This is a genomic window from Enterobacter cloacae complex sp. SYL001, from assembly GCF_049237025.1.
Lineage (GTDB): Bacteria > Pseudomonadota > Gammaproteobacteria > Enterobacterales > Enterobacteriaceae > Enterobacter > Enterobacter intestinihominis.
The window spans coordinates 245,196-260,476 of the sequence record NZ_JBMKJI010000003.1; the positions used below are offsets into that span (position 1 = coordinate 245,196).

Annotated in this window: 16 protein-coding genes; 12 read left to right on the forward strand and 4 right to left on the reverse strand. The window is 55.5% G+C overall.

Annotation, left to right across the window (positions count from 1 at the left end; all coding sequences use genetic code 11):
• Positions 1-32: 32 nt before the first annotated feature.
• Positions 33-668, reverse strand: a complete 636-nt coding sequence (gene bglJ / locus ACOTZP_RS05980; RefSeq protein ID WP_032677181.1) for a DNA-binding transcriptional activator BglJ — start codon at positions 666-668, stop codon at positions 33-35.
• A complete protein-coding gene (locus tag ACOTZP_RS05985; RefSeq protein ID WP_022646969.1) occupies positions 665-1,402 on the reverse strand; it encodes a helix-turn-helix transcriptional regulator in 738 nt (245 codons plus the stop codon). The genes bglJ and ACOTZP_RS05985 overlap by 4 nt, the downstream gene beginning before the upstream one ends.
• A 389-nt stretch (positions 1,403-1,791) precedes the next feature.
• On the opposite strand from ACOTZP_RS05985, the gene ACOTZP_RS05990 reads away from it, so the two are divergent.
• The 9 genes from ACOTZP_RS05990 (at position 1,792) to ACOTZP_RS06030 (ending at position 9,085) form a co-directional block, all read left to right on the forward strand.
• Complete coding sequence (locus ACOTZP_RS05990; protein ID WP_017383842.1) at positions 1,792-2,568, forward strand: threonine/serine ThrE exporter family protein; 777 nt, start codon at positions 1,792-1,794, stop codon at positions 2,566-2,568.
• Entirely contained in the window at positions 2,559-3,032 is a 474-nt protein-coding gene (locus ACOTZP_RS05995; protein ID WP_032621429.1) for a threonine/serine exporter, read from the forward strand. The genes ACOTZP_RS05990 and ACOTZP_RS05995 overlap by 10 nt, the downstream gene beginning before the upstream one ends.
• Positions 3,033-3,076: 44 nt before the next feature.
• A complete protein-coding gene (locus ACOTZP_RS06000; protein ID WP_022646966.1) occupies positions 3,077-3,529 on the forward strand; it encodes a MarR family winged helix-turn-helix transcriptional regulator in 453 nt (150 codons plus the stop codon).
• A gap of 84 nt (positions 3,530-3,613) precedes the next feature.
• The gene (locus ACOTZP_RS06005; protein ID WP_003856578.1) at positions 3,614-4,042 is read left to right on the forward strand and encodes an organic hydroperoxide resistance protein; all 429 of its coding nucleotides are present in this window, start codon (positions 3,614-3,616) and stop codon (positions 4,040-4,042) included.
• 124 nt (positions 4,043-4,166) lie between these two features.
• Complete coding sequence (dnaT, locus tag ACOTZP_RS06010; protein ID WP_023299265.1) at positions 4,167-4,712, forward strand: primosomal protein DnaT; 546 nt, start codon at positions 4,167-4,169, stop codon at positions 4,710-4,712.
• On the forward strand, positions 4,709-5,446 hold the full coding sequence (gene dnaC / locus ACOTZP_RS06015; protein WP_003856580.1) for a DNA replication protein DnaC: 738 nt from the start codon (positions 4,709-4,711) through the stop codon (positions 5,444-5,446). The genes dnaT and dnaC overlap by 4 nt, the downstream gene beginning before the upstream one ends.
• Positions 5,447-5,530: 84 nt before the next feature.
• A complete protein-coding gene (locus ACOTZP_RS06020) occupies positions 5,531-6,013 on the forward strand; it encodes a DUF2501 domain-containing protein (RefSeq protein ID WP_271075389.1) in 483 nt (160 codons plus the stop codon).
• Between the two features lie 271 nt (positions 6,014-6,284).
• On the forward strand, positions 6,285-8,576 hold the full coding sequence (opgB, locus tag ACOTZP_RS06025; protein WP_150312298.1) for a phosphatidylglycerol--membrane-oligosaccharide glycerophosphotransferase: 2,292 nt from the start codon (positions 6,285-6,287) through the stop codon (positions 8,574-8,576).
• On the forward strand, positions 8,576-9,085 hold the full coding sequence (locus tag ACOTZP_RS06030; protein ID WP_023305400.1) for a GNAT family N-acetyltransferase: 510 nt from the start codon (positions 8,576-8,578) through the stop codon (positions 9,083-9,085). Before opgB ends, ACOTZP_RS06030 begins: the two co-directional genes overlap by 1 nt.
• Positions 9,086-9,220: 135 nt before the next feature.
• On the opposite strand, the gene tsr is transcribed toward ACOTZP_RS06030, so the two are convergent.
• Positions 9,221-10,885, reverse strand: coding sequence for a methyl-accepting chemotaxis protein (tsr, locus tag ACOTZP_RS06035; protein ID WP_023299261.1), 1,665 nt, complete (start codon positions 10,883-10,885; stop codon positions 9,221-9,223).
• Between the two features lie 83 nt (positions 10,886-10,968).
• Complete coding sequence (gene hpaR, locus ACOTZP_RS06040) at positions 10,969-11,409, reverse strand: homoprotocatechuate degradation operon regulator HpaR (protein WP_154850072.1); 441 nt, start codon at positions 11,407-11,409, stop codon at positions 10,969-10,971.
• Positions 11,410-11,677: 268 nt separating this feature from the next.
• On the opposite strand from hpaR, the gene hpaG reads away from it, so the two are divergent.
• From hpaG to hpaD, 3 genes are read left to right on the forward strand one after another with little or no spacing between them, the layout of a single operon-like run.
• Positions 11,678-12,955 carry a 4-hydroxyphenylacetate degradation bifunctional isomerase/decarboxylase gene (gene hpaG, locus ACOTZP_RS06045; RefSeq protein ID WP_271075390.1) on the forward strand — a complete coding sequence of 426 codons (1,278 nt, stop codon included), beginning with the start codon at positions 11,678-11,680 and terminating at the stop codon, positions 12,953-12,955.
• Entirely contained in the window at positions 12,952-14,418 is a 1,467-nt protein-coding gene (gene hpaE / locus ACOTZP_RS06050; RefSeq protein ID WP_063200439.1) for a 5-carboxymethyl-2-hydroxymuconate semialdehyde dehydrogenase, read from the forward strand. The genes hpaG and hpaE overlap by 4 nt, the downstream gene beginning before the upstream one ends.
• A gap of 2 nt (positions 14,419-14,420) precedes the next feature.
• Positions 14,421-15,272, forward strand: coding sequence for a 3,4-dihydroxyphenylacetate 2,3-dioxygenase (gene hpaD / locus ACOTZP_RS06055; RefSeq protein WP_022646958.1), 852 nt, complete (start codon positions 14,421-14,423; stop codon positions 15,270-15,272).
• Positions 15,273-15,281: the final 9 nt, after the last annotated feature.

A 15,281-nucleotide genomic window follows, 5' to 3' on the forward strand; every position in this document is an offset into this window, starting at 1 on the left:
GCGCCAGAAAAATTCTGGCGCATCACTTAACACTACGAGAAAGAAGGAACGGTGAGAGCGGAACGGCGAATTTCCCTGACCGGGAGATGCGCCAGGATATCTGCCGCATCCAGTAATCCCACATCAGAATTGACACCCAATTTTACCATTGCGTTAAACTTATGCGCCCGGATGGTTTTGATATTGCGTTCAAGCTGTGCCGCAATTTCAGGGATCGAAAAACCCGATGACATATATCGCAGAATCGCCCTTTCAGTTGGGCTTAGCATACGATGCTGGCTCACACTCCAGTGATTGTACACGTTGTCATTCACGTGATGCGTTTCGCTGAGTAATGTCTCCAGCCCCTCCATTAACTGCTTCAGCGGAACCGATTTACTGATAATTCCATGTAAGCGAGAAGGCGAAAGATGGCTGACCAGTCTCGCCTCCATTTCATCAGAGGCCAGCACAATACGCTTGACGTCGCTGTGGGTGAAGGTGAGATCCCGCAAACAGGCCAGACAGTTTCGCCGCTCCTCACGCTCATCGGACAATGAATAAATTACGGCAAAGAATGAGATTTCCGAGAGCGCCGCTTTGAAGTTGTCAAATCTGGCAAACAGGTGCACCTGGTAATGGCTCAGGGCGGGCATCGCAAAAAGATGCTTCAGCCCCATAGCGCTCATTGAGCAGCTTTCGATGACGGCGATATGTTTTGTTGCAGTGGTCTTTTCCATTCCTCAAACTCTCCATAAGCCGACATTAAACTGAGTTCTCGCATTCCCTGGGTACTGCTTATCCACGCGTACATATCGGCATTACTGCGAAGTGATAAGCGACGCATTGCACTGTTTTTCTGTGCACTGATCGTTTTATTACTTTTATTAAGTAGCGTGGCTATTTGGTTGATTCCCCAACCTTTACCTAACAAACGCAACACCTTGCGTTCAGAGTGGGTAAGCGCAATCATTTGCTCACTCTCCTCTTCAATATCAGGATTTTCCGGTATCAATAACGTCTGGCTTATTCGCTCGGCGCGTTCACTCCCCGCGCGAATAGCGTTAATTACGCCTTCAATGGGTTCCATATCCGAAAGCAGCGTGCTTTCCGGACGCATAAGAAGCTCTACTGCAAGTGGATAAAGGGGGCGCGAAACGAGGAATATCCAGTGAATATCCCGGTACTGATTCATTAACCCATAATATTGCTCAAGCGTGCCGCGTGGATTACGATACTCACCCGAAATATCGGCAATAACGACCCCAGCGCGACGCAATTGTAATAACGTCAACTCCTGCATCGAACGGCAGTACGTTATCTCAAAATCGGGAAAATGACGCGACATGACGCCACCTAACCCATTTTGCATAACCGGTACTCTGCTGATCACCACTCCGTGTTTACCATTCAATGGCAACATAGACCCTCCCTGTCATGAATTCTTTATTTAAGAACGAACTAACCCTGCAAGGTTAAACACGTTTGCATTCCGAAGTACAAACGGGTTAATACTCGCAAAATAGAACAAATATCACATGGGTTAAGAAACGCCCAATACAGGCCTAATATCGCATAAAGACCATTTAAATTTAATTCAAATTGCGTGAAAAGATCGAAAATATGAAATTAGAAATACTTAATATATTGTTTTTATAAATCCTAATTTCACATTCATTAAATAAATAACAATGCTGTCTTTCCTCCGCCCCCATCGCGCCACTGATCGCACAAATGTTGATCTGGCCCAGCGCAAAGGGCCCTGCACTTTGTGTTAAAAGTAAGCAATCTCTCTTCTCTTCAGGGCGTTTCATGCAGGCAGATCGGTCTACGCAACGTGCCACCACGCGGCTATGTATTCAGTGCGGGCTTTTTCTCTTACAGCACGGCGCAGAAAGCGCCCTCGTCGAAGAACTCTCCACACGCCTTGGGCTGGCGCTGGGGATGGACAGCGTTGAGAGTTCCATCTCGTCAAATGCCATTGTGCTGACCACCATTAAAGACGGACAGTGCCTGACCTCCACCCGTAAAAATCATGACCGCGGCATTAACATGCACGTCGTGACGGAAGTGCAGCACATCGTGATCCTTGCTGAACACAAGCTGCTCGATCTCCGGGAGATAGAAAAACGTTTCAATCAAATCAAACCCCTCCGGTATCCGCGCTGGCTGGTTGTGCTGATGGTGGGACTGTCCTGCGCCTGCTTCTGCAAGCTCAACGCGGGCGGCTGGGACGGCGCTGTCGTGACCTTCTTTGCCAGCAGCATCGCAATGTATGTCCGCCAGCTGTTGACGCACAGACAGCTACATCCGCAAATTAACTTCTGCATCACGGCATTTGTGGCGACAACCGTATCCGGCCTGCTTTTGCGCCAGCCCTACTTCGCCAGCACGCCTACTGTTGCGATGGCCGCCAGCGTATTGCTGCTGGTGCCAGGTTTTCCCTTAATTAATGCCGTCGCTGATATGTTCAAAGGCCATATCAACACCGGTCTGGCACGCTGGGCGATAGCCAGCCTGCTGACGCTGGCGACCTGTATCGGGGTGGTAATGGCCATGACACTCTGGGGGTTACGCGGATGGGCGTGATGGATTTTATGCTCGCACTGGCACAGGACATGCTCTTGTCTGCCCTTCCCGCCGTTGGTTTTGCGATGGTGTTTAACGTCCCACAGCGTGCATTACCCTGGTGTGCGCTGCTGGGTGCCATTGGCCACGGCTCTCGTATGATCATGATGACAGCGGGCTTTAATATTGAATGGTCGACGTTTATCGCCTCCATGCTGGTTGGCAGCATCGGTATTCAGTGGTCCCGCTGGTATCTGGCGCACCCGAAGGTATTCACCGTGGCGGCAGTGATTCCTATGTTCCCGGGCATTTCAGCCTATACGGCGATGATCTCCGCCGTCAAAATCAGCCATTTTGGCTACAGCGAACCCCAGATGATCCTGCTCCTGAGCAACTTCCTTAAAGCCTCGTCGATCGTGGGTGCGCTCTCCATCGGCCTGTCGATCCCCGGCTTATGGCTTTACCGCAAACGTCCACGCGTATAATAAAATCGCTTGCAATTGTATCGTGAACTATCTATATTCATTTCATGGACGCAAAAACGAACGACACCACCAACGCGCTTCTGCTGGATAACCAGCTCTGTTTTGCCCTCTATTCGGCAAATCTGGCGCTTAACAAGCTGTACCGGCAACTGCTGGCGCCGCTTAACCTGACCTACCCGCAATACCTGGTGATGCTGGTGCTCTGGGAACAGGATGATATTACGGTGTCAGACATTGGCGAGCGGCTATTCCTGGATTCCGCCACGCTGACTCCCCTGCTGAAACGCCTGGAAAGCGCAGGATTGATCCTCCGCCAGCGTTCCCGTCAGGATGAGCGTCAGGTCGCCGTCACCCTGAGCGACGCGGGTCGGGCGCTGCAACAGCAGGCTGTGACGATACCCCACGCCGTGGGCTGTGCAGCGCAGTGTGATACCGACACCATGCTGGCGCTCAAGCAACAGCTCGAAAGTTTGCGCCAACAGCTGCATCGCGCGTAAGGCTGTACTTTACGCGTCTAATTTTAACCTAAAACATCGCGCGCTATTTAATAGCGCACATAAACGTAAGATGAGGAACCTGCCATGTCTTTAGAAAAAGTTGTCTACACTGCCAAAGCCAAAGCAACCGGAGGCCGTGATGGCCGCGCCACGTCTTCCGATGGCGTTCTGGATGTCAAACTGGGTGTGCCAAAAGAGATGGGCGGCATGGGGGGTGAAGTAACCAACCCTGAACAGCTGTTCGCTGCGGGCTACTCCGCCTGCTTCCTGGGCGCAATGAAGTTCGTTGCGGCACGCGATAAATTCGCTCTGCCAAAAGACGCCTTTATTGAAGGCGAAGTAGGGATCGGCCCGCTGCCAACCGGTTTTGGTATCGAAGCGAAGCTGAACATCCACGTTGAAGGGATGGACGCAGCGGAAGCCAAAAAACTGGTGGATGCGGCGCACATCGTCTGTCCGTACTCTAACGCGACGCGCGGCAATATCGACGTGACGCTGAACATCATCGCGTAACCAGCCCCTGTGATTTTAGCCCCGGTAAGCGTAACGCCACCGGGGAAATCCTCTCCTTTCCTCCCCTCTCTCTGTGCTACCATAACCCTCAATCACGCCCGTAGTAATCAGTTGAGAAAGTGTTATGTCCTCCAGAATTCTGACCACCAGCATTGCTGGCATTGATGCCTTTATGCGCGATCCTCGCGGTGTGTTGACGCACGCCGAAGGCGGCACGCTCGCGGTATTTGCCGACAACGCCCCGGCGTTTTATGCGGTCACGCCGGAGCGTCTGGCGCAGCTTCTGGAAATTGAAGAGAAGCTGTCGCGCCCGGCGAGCGATGTCATGCTGGATAATCAGTTTTTTGACGAACCCGCCAGCGCCCCGGTGGCCGTTCCAATGGGGAAATTTCCCATGTACGCCGGTTGGCAGCCGGACGCCGATTTTCAGCGGCAGGCGGCCTTATGGGGAATAGCCCTCTCGCAGCCCGCAACACCGGAAGAGCTGGCAGCCTTTACCGCATACTGGCAAGCTGAAGGAAAAGTCTTCCACCATGTTCAGTGGCAGCAAAAATTCGCGCGCAGTCTGCAAATCAACCGCGCCAGCAACAACGGCCAGCCAAAACGTGATATCAATGCTTTTTCAGAACCGGACAAAAAAATCCCTGATGGATTCCGAGGTGCGAAATGAAAAACGTCGGCGACCTGATGAAACGTTTGCAGAAGATGATGCCTGCCAACGTGAAGCCCGCCTTCACCACCGGTGAAGAGCTGCTGGCATGGCAAAAAGAGCAGGGTAAAATTCGCGCGGCAGCCCTCGCCCGCGAAAACCGCGCGATGAAAATGCAGCGCACCTTTAACCGCTCGGGCATTCGCCCTCTGCACCAGAACTGCTCCTTCGAGAATTATAAGGTCGAGTCTCAGGGGCAGATGAACGCCCTTAACCAGGCGCGCCAGTACGTGGATGAATTTGACGGCAACATCGCCAGCTTCATCTTTAGCGGAAAACCCGGCACCGGGAAAAATCACCTCGCCGCCGCTATCTGCAACGAGCTGCTGCTGCGCGGGAAGTCAGTGCTGATTATCACCGTGGCCGATATTATGTCCGCCATGAAAGACACCTTTAGTAATCGCGAAACCAGCGAAGAACAGTTGCTGAATGATTTAAGTAACGTGGATTTGCTGGTCATCGACGAGATCGGTGTCCAGACGGAGTCCCGCTACGAAAAAGTGATCATCAACCAGATTGTCGATCGCCGTTCGTCGTCAAAACGCCCAACCGGTATGTTGACGAACCACAATATCGACGAGATGACCCGACTTCTTGGCGAGCGGGTGATGGATCGCATGAAGCTGGGTAACAGCCTGTACGTCATCTTCGACTGGGACAGCTACCGCAGCCGCGTCACCGGCAAAGAGTATTAAGATATTTCCAGGGAGCGCCGGAAGAGCAGAGGTATATACTGAACCCACTTCTGGCCCAAAACGGACCTTGTTGAGTAAATCATTATGAAAAAACAATTTCTTATCAGCATCCTTACTGGCGCCCTGCTGGTGACTGGCGCAACGCAGGCCGCATCATGGCAGGAGTCGCTCTCCAGCGCAGCAAGTGAGTTAACCAAAGAGAGCGGCACGTCCCAGGGCGGGCTGTCAGCCTCGTCCCTCACCGGCCTGCTGGGCAACAGCTCCCAAAGCCTGAGTGCCGGAACGATGAACAACGCCGCGGGTATTCTGGAATACTGCGCGAAGCAGAAACTGGCTTCCGTCACCGATACCGAAAACATCAAAAACCAGGTGTTGGGTAAACTGGGTCTGGACACCCAGGAGCAGAAAGCGGACACCAACTATATGGACGGTATTCAGGGCCTGCTGAACGCGCAAAATGGTCAGCAGCTGAACCTCAGCACCCTTGGAAATTCATCTCTGGCGAAACAGGTGAAAACGAAAGCCTGCGATCTGGTGCTGAAACAAGGCGTTAATTTCCTCTCCTGATCGCCTCCCATTTTCTGCCACAACACGCCGGGTTTATTACGTTAGTCTTACACCGCGGCGTGAAGTGCGTTTTTTTACCCCCTGCCACCACCTCAGCCTCCGTGTGCCACGATGCGACTGTATTCAAAAATCCGATTTTATAAACCAAATCCTAACAACAGCACACTTTCGTGACACTAAAATTGCAGCTAAGCGACATCGCAATTACATTGTATTACCCAAAAAATAAGCAATTAGCCGGCTAAGCGTCCGGCATGATGAGGATCTGCTGTTGTCAGAGTTAATGTCCCTTGTCCTTTTCCTGGCTTCCATCGGCGTTTATGCCTGGAAAGCCGGTCGTCACACCTGGTGGTTTGTGGCCACCCTGGTGGTGCTCGGTATTTTTATTGTTTTAAACATTACGTTATATGCCAGCGATTACTTTACCGGCGACGGTATTAACGACGCGGTGCTCTACACATTGACCAACAGTCTGACCGGCGCAGGTGTGGGTAAGTACATCCTTCCGGGTCTGGGGCTGGTGGTCGCCCTGGTGGGCATCTTCGCCGCGCTGGCCTGGGTTCTGCGCCGTCGCCGTCACCGTCCGCATCATCATGGCTACAGCCTGCTGGCGCTGTGCCTGGCGCTGGCCTCCGTGGATGCCAGCCCGGCATTCCATCAAATTACCGAGCTGGTAAAATCCCAGTCGCGCGATGGCGATCCGGACTTTGCGGCCTATTACAAAGAACCCTCGAAGAAAATCGACAACCCTAAACTCAACCTGGTCTATATCTACGGCGAAAGTCTGGAACGCACCTGGTTTGACAACGATGCTTTCCCGAACCTGACGCCAGAGCTTGGCGCGCTGAAAAACCAGGGCCTCGACTTCAGCCACACCATGCAGTTGCCTGGCACGGATTACACCATCGCAGGGATGGTGGCCTCCCAGTGCGGCATTCCCCTGTTCGCCCCGTTTGAAGGCAACGCCTCTGCCTCGATGTCGAGCTTCTTCCCGCAGAACATTTGCCTCGGCGATATCCTGAAAAACTCGGGCTATGAAAACTACTTTATGCAGGGCGCTAACCTGCGCTTTGCCGGGAAAGATGTGTTCCTGAGATCCCACGGTTTCGATCACTTATATGGTTCCGAAGAGCTGAAAACCACGGTCGCCGATCCGGCCTACCGCAACGACTGGGGCTTTTACGACGATACCGTTCTGGATGAAACCTGGAAGAAATTCGAGGAGCTTTCCCGCGCCGGTAAACGCTTCTCGCTGTTTGCGTTGACCGTCGACACGCATCATCCGGATGGTTTCGTCTCACGCACCTGTAAACGTCAGGGCTACGACATTGACGGTAAAAACAACAAGTCGTTCAGCGCTGTGACCTGTAGCCAGGAACATATCGCGGCGTTAATCGAGAAAATCAAAGCGTCGCCGTATTTCAAAAATACGGTCATCGTCGTTTCATCTGACCATCTGGCGATGAAAAACAGCGCCTGGGATGAGCTGAATAAGCTGGATCGCAGCAACCTGTTCTTTGTGCTGCGCGGCGATAAACCGCAGCAGGAGATCATTGCCGCTAAACGTAACTCGATGGATAACGGCGCTACCGTGCTGGATATTCTGGGTGGCGATAACTTCATTGGCCTGGGCCGCAGTACGTTGTCGGGCCAGTCCCTGTCGGAAATCTTCCTCAACATGAAGGAAAAAATCCTCGCCTGGAAGCCGGATATCATTCGCCTGTGGAACTTCCCGAAAGAGATAAACGACTTCACCATCGATCAGGATAAAAAAATGATCGCGTTCTCCGGCAGCCATTTCCGCCTGCCTCTGCTGCTGCGCGTGTCGGATAACCGCGTCGAGCCGCTGCCGGAAAGCGAATACTCCGCGCCACTGCGCTTCCAGCTGGCGGAATTCGCCCCGCGCGATAATTTCGTCTGGGTCGATAAATGCTACAAAATGGGCCAGCTCTGGTCACAAGAGCTGTCACTGTCCACCGGCTGGTGCGTCTCACAGGGGCAACTCGGTGGCGAGCAGACCGTGCAACACGTTGATAAACCACAGTGGCAGGGGAAAACCGCGTTTAAAGATACGGTCATTGATACCGCACGCTATCAGCGCAACGTTGACCTGCTGAAAATCGTCGACAACGACATTCGTTATAAAGCTGACAGCTTTATCTTTAACGTTGCCGGCGCGCCTGAAGAGGTGAAGCAGTTCAGCGGTATTTCACGTCCCGAATCCTGGGGGCGCTGGTCTAACGCGCAGTTAGGTGATGAGGTGAAAATTGAGTATACCCATCCGCTGCCGGAGAAATTCGATCTGGTGATCACCGCCAGGGCATTTGGTCCCAACGCAAACCGTCCTGTGCCGGTGCGCGTCGGCGATAAAGAACAGATGCTGACGCTGAGCAATGATGTCACCACCAGCACGCTGCATTTCGATAACCCCACGCGCAGCAATACGCTGGTCATTGTGCCGCCCGAGCCGCAGTCCACTAACGAAGGGAATATTCTCGGTCACGCTCCGCGCAAGCTGGGGATCGGCATGGTGGAGATTAAAATTGTGAGCAGCGCTGGCTGATGACGGCGTTCACACTCCGCCCGACGCGCATCGACGACGTCGCTGCCCTGCCCGCCATTGAACGCGCGGCGGGGCAGCGATTTCGCGACGTTCCTGAGCTGGCCTGGCTGGCAGACAGCGAGGTTATTTCCGTTGAAGATCACCTCGGTTACGCCGGACGCGGATTAAGCTGGCTGGCGCTGGCTGACGACAGGCCCGTGGGCTTTATTCTCGCCGAAGCCCAGCCATCTTCGCTGTTTATTGTGGAACTTTCGGTTCATCTGGACTGGCAGGGACGAGGTCTCGGACGCCGGTTGATTAACCGTGTCGCAGAGCATGCCCGCACGCTGGGGCTAACCTCGCTGACGTTAACGACGTTTCGTGATGTCCCGTGGAATGCGCCCTACTACAGACGATTAGGGTTTGAAATGATGACGACGCTGACGCCGGAAATGCGCCAGAAACGTGAAGAAGAGACGGCGCACGGTTTAGCGTATGGTTCCCGCTGCGCCATGCGCCTGCCTCTGTAAAATCGCCCGGTGGCGCTGCGCTTACCGGGCCTACAAAACCCAATTCCGCAGGCCAGGCCAGACGCAGCCACCCGGCAAATTGCACAATCCGTAGGCCGGGTAAGGCGCAGCCGCCACCCGGCAAAACGCACAACGTCAGAACGTTTCCCAGTTATCGCCCGCATCTGCGGTCGCCGGTTTACGCGCCACTACCGGTGCGGCAACGCTTTTCGCGGAGGCGAACTCGCGCGCCTTCATCTGTTCCTGCTGAATACGGAACACCGCAACGGCCTGCGTCAGACGGCTCGCCTGCTCTTCCAGTGCCGCCGCCGCCGCCGCAGACTCTTCCACCAGCGAGGCGTTCTGCTGGGTCACGCGATCCATCTCAGCCACCGCCAGCCCCACCTGGTCGATACCGCGGCTCTGCTCATCAGACGCAGACGCGATTTCGCCCATGATGTCCGTCACGCGCGTTACCGCATTCACGATCTCACCCATGGTTTCACCGGCGCTTTCTACCAGCGTTGAACCCAATTCCACGCGCCCCACGGAGTCTTCAATCAGGCTCTTGATCTCGCGAGCCGCCTGGGCGCTGCGCTGTGCCAGGTTTCGTACTTCACCTGCAACCACCGCAAAGCCGCGGCCCTGCTCGCCCGCACGTGCCGCTTCTACCGCCGCGTTCAGCGCCAGAATATTGGTCTGGAAAGCAATCCCGTCGATCACGCTGATAATATCGGCGATTTTCTGCGAACTGCCGGCGATGTCGCGCATGGTCTGCACCACATTATCCACCACTTTCCCGCCTTTCTGCGCGGTTTCAGACGCGCTCAGGGCCAGGTTGCTCGCCTGACGGGCATTCTCGGCGTTCTGCTTCACGGTGGCGGTCAGCTGTTCCATGCTGGCGGCGGTCTCTTCCAGAGAGGCAGCCTGCTGCTCGGTACGGGATGAGAGATCGTTATTGCCCATCGAGATTTCGCTCGCACCGCTGTAAATGGCGTTTGCGCCGTTACGCACGTCACCCACGGTACGCACCAGCTCGCCCTGCATATGGCGCAGGGAGTCAGCCAGTTCACCCATCTCGTTGGAGCCTTCCACGTCGATGCGCTTCACCAGGTCGCCGCTGGCGATATGACGAATGCTGTCAATCAGACTGTTCAGCGGGGAAATCAGTGCCTGACGAATACCCAGCCAGACGGCAACAATCACCACCAGCACCGCAGCCAGCACGCTAATCAGCACCCAGATAGCCTGGCGGTAAGAGCTGTTGCTGTCTTCAACCGCGGTCTGATAGAGCGCGTCGTTTTGTTGCAGATAGCTGACGTACTGCTTCTCAAAGCCATCCTGATAGCTCTGGGTCGGCTGGTCGAAGAACTCGTTGATCTTGCCCGCCCCCAGCAGCTGGATCAGCTCGGCCAGCGCGCCGTGGTAGATATCGTAATTACGTTTGATTTCCAGTGCCGCAGCGTCGCTCTGACGCGGGTCACGCGGAAGTGCTTCGTAATCCGCCCAGTTTTTTTCCGCCTGTTTCAGAGACGCAGAGGCAATCTGCATTAGCTCGGCGACGGTTGAGCCGCTGCCGATATTGTTCTGATCCATCATGTAGCGGATACCCGCGCGGTTCAGGGTGTTACGGGTTTGCAGCAGCGCCACCCAGCTACCGTTCAGGGTGGATTGTTGCTGGCGAATGGTTTGCAGAATGGTGAAATTCTCTTTGTCATGCTTCAGGGCATTGAAGAAAAGACCACCGGATGTGAGTTGTAAAAGGCCAAATATCGCTAAAACCAGCAGTAAGCTGGTGACAATCTTGATACGATTTAACATGTTTTCTCTTTCCTCAGACAGATACAGAATTTTCGGCCTGGAAAGGGAAAACTTTACGAAAATCATCCTGGATTTTAGGGTTTTTACTCTTCGTCCCGCGCGGCAATATGTCGGTTTCCGAGTTCAATAAACTCTTCCAGCAGCGCCGTGAGCTGCTTCATCTTCTCCGGGGTATATTCCGCCTCAATCTGCTGGTACGCCTCTTCCACCTGAGCCTGAGCACGATGGTACAGCGCGTTGCCTTCTTTCGTCAGCGATACGTACAGCTTGCGCTGGTCATTCACCGGCTTTAAGCGCAGCACCAGACCGTCGCGCTCCATCCGCGTCAGAATGCCGGTCAGGCTTGGGCGCAAAATGCAGGTGCGGAACGCCAGATCATGAAAATCCATGGAGGGATGCTCGGCCAGTACGCGGACGATACGCCACTGCTGCTCGGTCAGATTATGCCGTTTCACTATCGGGCGGAAGTAGCCCATCGCCGCTTCACGCGCCTGCAACAGCGCGATGGTTAATGAATCATGCATCACCTTCCCCTTACATCATTAACAAGTAAACAATTTAAAACAGATGCTTTTATAGACAATACGTTGTAACCCAAAAAGTCTAACAGAAACAACGTCATTTTTTTAGTGCATTGATTTAAATGATAATTAACCCATTGGTGTAAATTTATTGTTATTCATATCACAAATTATTCACTTCTGATTGCGAAACGAACAGCAAAAGCATAAAACCAGATCATTAACATATTAATGAAATCAAAACCGGACAGCCGGTTTGAGGAGTATGGGAATGAAAGGTACTGTTTTTGCCGTAGCGCTAAACCACCAAAGCCAGCGTGCGGCCTGGGCTGAGGCGTTTGAAAAAGCCCCCTATAACGCGCCGCCAAAAACGGCGGTGTGGTTTATCAAGCCACATAACACCGTTATTCGCGCAGGCGAGCCGATTCCCTTCCCGCAGGGAGAAACCGTGTTAAGCGGCGCAACGGTGGCGCTGGTGGTGGGCAAAACCGCCAGCAAAGTACGCGTTGAAGAGGCGGCGGCGTACATCGCCGGCTACGCGCTGGCCAACGAAATCAGCCTGCCGGAAGAGAGCTTCTACCGCCCGGCTATTAAAGCCAAATGCCGGGATGGATTTTGCCCGCTCGGCGAACCTGTCGCCGTTGATAACGTGGACAACCTGACCATCATCACCGAGATCAACGGTCGCGAAGCGGACCACTGGAACACGGCCGATCTGCACCGCAACGCCGCCAAACTGCTGAGCGCCCTGAGCGAATTTGCCACCCTGAACCCCGGCGATGCGATATTGCTCGGTACCCCGCAAAGCCGCGTCGAAATTCGCCCGGGCGATCGGGTACGCATTCTGGCAGAGGGATTTCCGCCGCTGGAAAACCCGGTGGTGGAGGAACGCGACGTTGCCATCGCTTCGCGCACGCCGCCGCACGCCACGCTGTTCGCCCTCGGCCTGAACTACGCCGATCACGCCAGCGAGCTGGACTTCAAGCCCCCCACCGAGCCGCTGGTGTTTATCAAAGCGCCAAACACCTTTAATGGCGACAACCATACCTCGGTGCGCCCAAACAACATTGAATACATGCATTACGAAGCCGAGCTGGTGGTGGTCATCGGTAAAACCACGCGTAAGGTCAGCGAAGCCGAGGCGATGGACTATGTTGCGGGCTACACGGTGTGCAACGACTACGCCATCCGCGATTATCTCGAAAACTACTATCGCCCGAACCTGCGGGTGAAAAGCCGCGACGGGCTGACCCCCATCAGCCCGAACGTAGTGCCAAAAGAAGCCATCCCTGACCCGCACAACCTTCGTCTTCGCACCTACGTCAACGGTGAACTGCGTCAGGAAGGCACCACCGCCGATCTCATTTTCAGCATCCCATTCCTGATTGCGTATCTGAGCGATTTCATGACCCTGCAACCGGGCGACATGATTGCCACCGGCACGCCGAAGGGGCTGTCCGACGTGGTGCCGGGCGATGAGGTGGTAATGGAAGTGGAAGGCGTAGGCCGCCTGGTAAACCGAATTGTCAGTGAGGATACTGCAAAATGAAAAAGATTAACCACTGGATCAACGGGAAAAACGTCGCCGGAAGTGAGTACTTCCAAACCACTAACCCGGCCTCCGGCGAGGTGCTGGCAGAAGTGGCCTCCGGCGGCGAAGCCGAAATCCATCAGGCCGTTGCCGCCGCCAAAGAGGCGTTCCCGAAATGGGCCAACCTGCCGATGAAGGAGCGTGCGCGCCTGATGCGTCGCCTGGGGGATCTGATTGACCAGAACGTGCCGGGCATTGCCGCGATGGAGACCGCCGACACCGGCCTGCCGATCCACCAGACCAAAAACGTGCTCATTCCACGCGCCTCGCACAACTTTGAGTTCTTCGCCGAGGTGTGCCAGCAGATGAACGGCAAAACCTACCCGGTCGATGACAAGATGCTCAACTACACCCTCGTGCAGCCGGTAGGCGTTTGTGCGCTGGTGTCGCCGTGGAACGTGCCGTTTATGACCGCCACCTGGAAGGTCGCGCCGTGCCTGGCGCTGGGTAACACCGCGGTGCTGAAGATGTCCGAGCTCTCCCCGCTGACCGCCGACCGTCTGGGCGAGCTGGCGCTGGAGGCGGGCATTCCGGCGGGCGTGCTGAACGTAGTGCAGGGCTATGGCGCCACGGCGGGCGACGCGCTGGTGCGTCATCATGACGTGCGCGCCGTCTCCTTCACCGGCGGCACCGCCACCGGGCGTAACATCATGAAAAACGCCGGGCTGAAGAAGTATTCCATGGAGCTGGGCGGCAAATCTCCGGTGCTGATATTTGAAGACGCGGACATTGAGCGCGCGCTGGACGCCGCCCTGTTCACCATCTTCTCCATCAACGGCGAACGCTGCACCGCCGGCTCGCGCATCTTCATCCAGCAGAGCATCTACCCGGAGTTCGTCAAACGCTTTGCCGAGCGCGCCAGCCGCCTGCGCGTGGGCGACCCGACCGATCCGAACACCCAGATTGGCGCGCTGATCAGCAAGCAGCACTGGGAGAAGGTCTCCGGCTACATCCGCCTCGGCATTGAAGAGGGGGCAACCCTGCTGGCGGGCGGCCCGGACAAACCGACCGATCTTCCTGCGCACCTGAAAGGCGGCAATTTCCTGCGCCCGACCGTGCTGGCGGATGTCGATAACCGCATGCGCGTGGCGCAGGAGGAGATCTTCGGGCCGGTGGCCTGCCTGCTGCCGTTTAAGGACGAAGCGGAAGGCCTGCGCCTGGCAAACGACGTGGAGTATGGCCTGGCGTCGTACATCTGGACGCAGGACGTCAGCAAAGTGCTGCGTCTGGCGCGCAACATCGAAGCGGGCATGGTGTTCGTTAACACCCAGAACGTGCGCGACCTGCGCCAGCCGTTTGGCGGCGTGAAGGCCTCCGGCACCGGGCGTGAGGGCGGCGAGTACAGCTTCGAGGTCTTCGCGGAGATGAAAAACGTCTGTATCTCCATGGGCGACCATCCGATTCCAAAGTGGGGGATCTGATCATGGGAAAATTAGCCTTAGCAGCAAAAATCACCCACGTGCCGTCAATGTATCTCTCTGAACTGCCGGGCAAAAACCACGGCTGCCGCCAGTCAGCCATCGACGGGCATAAAGAGATCAGCAAGCGCTGCCGCGAGCTGGGCGTCGATACCATTATCGTCTTCGACACCCACTGGCTGGTGAACAGCGCGTATCACATCAACTGTGCGGACCATTTTTCAGGCGTCTACACCAGCAACGAGCTGCCGCATTTTATTCGCGACATGACCTACGACTACGACGGCAACCCGGAACTCGGCCAGCTGATCGCCGACGAAGCGGTGAAGCTTGGCGTGCGCGCCAAGGCGCACAACATCCCGAGCCTCAAGCTGGAGTACGGCACGCTGGTGCCGATGCGCTACATGAACGCGGATAAGCACTTCAAAGTGGTCTCCATCTCGGCGTTCTGCACGGTTCACGACTTCGCCGACAGCCGCAGGCTGGGCGAGGCCATCGTCAGCGCCATCGAAAAATACGACGGCACCGTGGCGGTGCTCGCCAGCGGCTCGCTGTCGCACCGCTTTATCGACGACCAGCGCGCGGAGGAAGGGATGAACAGCTATACCCGCGAGTTTGACCGCCAGATGGATGAGCGGGTAGTGAAGCTGTGGCGCGAGGGGCAGTTCAAAGAGTTTTGCAGCATGCTGCCGGAGTACGCCGACTACTGCTACGGCGAGGGCAACATGCACGACACGGTGATGCTGCTGGGGATGCTCGGCTGGGACAACTACGACGGTAAGGTGGAGTTTCTCACCGAGCTGTTCGCCAGCTCCGGCACCGGCCAGGTCAACGCCGTTTTCCCGCTGCCCGCGTAAGGAGCCACC

Bases quoted from the DNA above. Each gene is read 5' to 3' on its own strand.
- bglJ (WP_032677181.1), bottom strand. From the start codon at position 668: ATGAGCGCTATGGGGCTGAAGCATCTTTTTGCGATGCCCGCCCTGAGC.
- ACOTZP_RS05985 (WP_022646969.1), bottom strand. From the start codon at position 1,402: ATGTTGCCATTGAATGGTAAACACGGAGTGGTGATCAGCAGAGTACCG.
- ACOTZP_RS05990 (WP_017383842.1), top strand. From the start codon at position 1,792: ATGCAGGCAGATCGGTCTACGCAACGTGCCACCACGCGGCTATGTATT.
- ACOTZP_RS05995 (WP_032621429.1), top strand. From the start codon at position 2,559: ATGGGCGTGATGGATTTTATGCTCGCACTGGCACAGGACATGCTCTTG.
- ACOTZP_RS06000 (WP_022646966.1), top strand. From the start codon at position 3,077: ATGGACGCAAAAACGAACGACACCACCAACGCGCTTCTGCTGGATAAC.
- ACOTZP_RS06005 (WP_003856578.1), top strand. From the start codon at position 3,614: ATGTCTTTAGAAAAAGTTGTCTACACTGCCAAAGCCAAAGCAACCGGA.
- dnaT (WP_023299265.1), top strand. From the start codon at position 4,167: ATGTCCTCCAGAATTCTGACCACCAGCATTGCTGGCATTGATGCCTTT.
- dnaC (WP_003856580.1), top strand. From the start codon at position 4,709: ATGAAAAACGTCGGCGACCTGATGAAACGTTTGCAGAAGATGATGCCT.
- ACOTZP_RS06020 (WP_271075389.1), top strand. From the start codon at position 5,531: ATGAAAAAACAATTTCTTATCAGCATCCTTACTGGCGCCCTGCTGGTG.
- ACOTZP_RS06030 (WP_023305400.1), top strand. From the start codon at position 8,576: ATGACGGCGTTCACACTCCGCCCGACGCGCATCGACGACGTCGCTGCC.
- tsr (WP_023299261.1), bottom strand. From the start codon at position 10,885: ATGTTAAATCGTATCAAGATTGTCACCAGCTTACTGCTGGTTTTAGCG.
- hpaR (WP_154850072.1), bottom strand. From the start codon at position 11,409: ATGCATGATTCATTAACCATCGCGCTGTTGCAGGCGCGTGAAGCGGCG.
- hpaG (WP_271075390.1), top strand. From the start codon at position 11,678: ATGAAAGGTACTGTTTTTGCCGTAGCGCTAAACCACCAAAGCCAGCGT.
- hpaE (WP_063200439.1), top strand. From the start codon at position 12,952: ATGAAAAAGATTAACCACTGGATCAACGGGAAAAACGTCGCCGGAAGT.
- hpaD (WP_022646958.1), top strand. From the start codon at position 14,421: ATGGGAAAATTAGCCTTAGCAGCAAAAATCACCCACGTGCCGTCAATG.